Source organism: Microcoleus sp. Pol11C2, from assembly GCF_036701505.1.
Taxonomy (GTDB): Bacteria; Cyanobacteriota; Cyanobacteriia; order Cyanobacteriales; family Microcoleaceae; genus Microcoleus.
Genome location: NZ_JAUBQX010000004.1, coordinates 237,124 through 239,862, shown reverse-complemented (window position 1 = coordinate 239,862; position 2,739 = coordinate 237,124). Strand labels below are relative to the sequence as shown.

The following is a 2,739-nucleotide window of genomic DNA, read 5'->3' as shown; positions in this document are numbered from 1 at the left end:
TTTTAGGTCAGGGAGTTTTTTCATTCCTTTATCTAATGTTTATCTCGTTCTCTTGTCAAGGGGGTTGAGCAATTACTAGCAAGTTATCAAGAAGGACTGCGAGAACTATATGAATATTCGTTGAATTTAGACAATTTAGATAAGAGGTCTGGAGAATACGAAGGAAAACTGACAATTAAAGAAATATTTATTCCCCAAAACGCGCGATCGTGTCAGGAATATTTGCCGAAAGATTATGAATTGCCCAAGGAGATTCAAAAGCGATTGCGGGAACGGGGGGACATAGCCGCCGAACTAAGTCCAGAAGATTTTCAACGCCACCAAAAAGCTTATACTCAACAGCAAACTCGCTCAGTGCTTGACGTGATTGATGATGTCACTTACCGTTATCTAGTAATTCTAGGCGATCCGGGTTCTGGGAAATCTACGCTGTTAAAATATCTGGCGCTTCAGTGGGCAAAATTATCTGCCAATGACTTGTCATTGCACCCGATTCACTTACTGATTGAATTGCGGAAATACAATAGCAGTAAAGATCAAAAAGAGTGCAATAATTTCCTAGAGTTTATGGAATGTGGCTCTAGTTGGATCGGGCATTTAGACAAAAATATCCTGGACAAATGGCTGCAAGATGGTCGCGCTGTCGTCATGTTTGACGGGCTAGATGAAGTCTTTGAGGTGCAAAAACGCAACCGCATTGTTGACCAAATTCATAGCTTCACTCAAAAATATCCAAGGGTGAAAACCATCGTTACTTCTCGCGTGATTGGCTACCAGCAGCAGCGGCTGAAAAATGCCGAATTTCATCACTTTATGCTGCAAGATTTTGAACCGGAACAGATTCAAACTTTTCTCCAGAAGTGGCACGATTTGACATTAATAGATCGCTTGAAAAAAGCTGAGCTTTTAGAACGCTTGCAGCAAGCGATTGCGACATCGAATTCAATTCGAGAATTAGCCGGAAATCCGCTGTTGCTGACGATGATGGGAATTCTGAATCGCAATCAAGAGTTACCGCGCTTTCGGGCGAAACTCTATGAAGAAGCATCAAAAGTGCTGCTGCATAAATGGGACTTTGAAGTGAAAGAAAAACTAAATAATGACAGAATTGACCCTTATGTAATTGATGAAGAAGTCAAACAAAGTATCTGCGGGCGAATCGCCTACACAATGCAGTCTAGTAGCAAACAATTAGGAAATATTATTAGTCGCGAGGGTTTGCGGCAAACTATTACTGATTCATTGAGCGGCTTGAGGGGAATTGAGCCAACTGATTGTGCTAAGTTGATGGTAGACCAACTGCGCGATCGCAATTTTATTTTGTGTTTTTTGGGTGGATACAATGAAGATTATTTTGCTTTTGTCCACCGCACGTTTTTGGAATATTTTTGTGCTTGGGAGTTTGTGCGGCAATTTGAAAAACAAAAAACGCTTGATTTAGATGGTTTGATTGAAGTTTTTCGAGAGCATTGGCGAGATGAGTCTTGGCATGAAGTGTTGCGTTTAATGGCGGGAATGCTGGATGCTAGATTTACAGGTAAAATCCTAGAATACCTGATTGGTGAAAATGGGGAAGCCGAAAAGTTTAGCAATCTGTTTTTGGCGGCGCAGTGTGTTTCTGAAGTCAGGAATAGAAATGAGATCGCTGCTATTGCTAGGAATTTGCGCGATCGAGTTAAAGAGTTAACTCGATACGGAAATATCACTGCTTTTATACATTTAGAATATAAAATCCTAGTTGATGAAATTCACAGACAAGCAGTAGCAGCAGTTGCCGCAACTTGGAAAGATGACCCGGAAACCTTACCTTGGCTCAAACAACGCGCTCAATGTGGCGATAGTTGGGCTGTGCGACAAGCAGCAGTCCAAGAAATAGCACGGGGGTGGAAAGATGACCCGGAAACCTTACCTATCCTCAAACAACGGGTTCAATCAGACGATGATATGGCTGTGCGATATGCAGCAGTCCAAGAAATAGCACGGGGGTGGAAAGATGACCCGGAAACCTTACCTTGGCTCAAACAACGCGCTCAATCTGACGATGATTCGCGTGTGCAAAGTGAAGCATTCCAAGAAATAGCACGGGGGTGGAAAGATGACCCGGAAACCTTACCTTGGCTCAAACAACGCGCTCAATCTGACGATGATTCGGGTGTGCAAAGTGCAGCAGTCCAAGAAATAGCACGGGGGTGGAAAGATGACCCGGAAACCTTACCTATCCTCAAACAATGGGCTCAATCAGACGATAATTCGGCTGTGCGACGTGCAGCAGTCCAAGAAATAGCACGGGGGTGGAAAGATGACCCGGAAACCTTACCTATCCTCAAACAACGCGCTCAATCAGACGATAATTGGGATGTGCGACGTGCAGCAGTCCAAGAAATAGCACGGGGGTGGAAAGATGACCCGGAAACCTTACCTATCCTCAAACAACGCGCTCAATCAGACGATAATTGGCCTGTGCGAGAAGCAGCAGTCCAAGAAATAGCACGGGGGTGGAAAGATGACCCGGAAACCTTACCTATCCTCAAACAACGCGCTCAATCAGACGATAATTGGCCTGTGCGAGAAGCAGCAGTCCAAGAAATAGCACGGGGGTGGAAAGATGACCCGGAAACCTTACCTATCCTCAAACAACGCGCTCAATCAGACGATAATTGGAATGTGCGACGTGCAGCAGTCCAAGAAATAGCACGGGGGTGGAAAGATGACCCTGGAATATTTGAATTATTGTGCGAG

Annotated in this window: 1 protein-coding gene; it reads left to right on the top strand. The window is 44.3% G+C overall.

What is annotated here, in order from left to right; all coding sequences use genetic code 11:
- Positions 1-120 precede the first annotated feature (120 nt).
- A partial coding sequence (locus tag QUA42_RS04585) for a HEAT repeat domain-containing protein (protein ID WP_333135500.1) occupies positions 121-2,739 on the top strand: 2,619 nt, incomplete at its 3' end.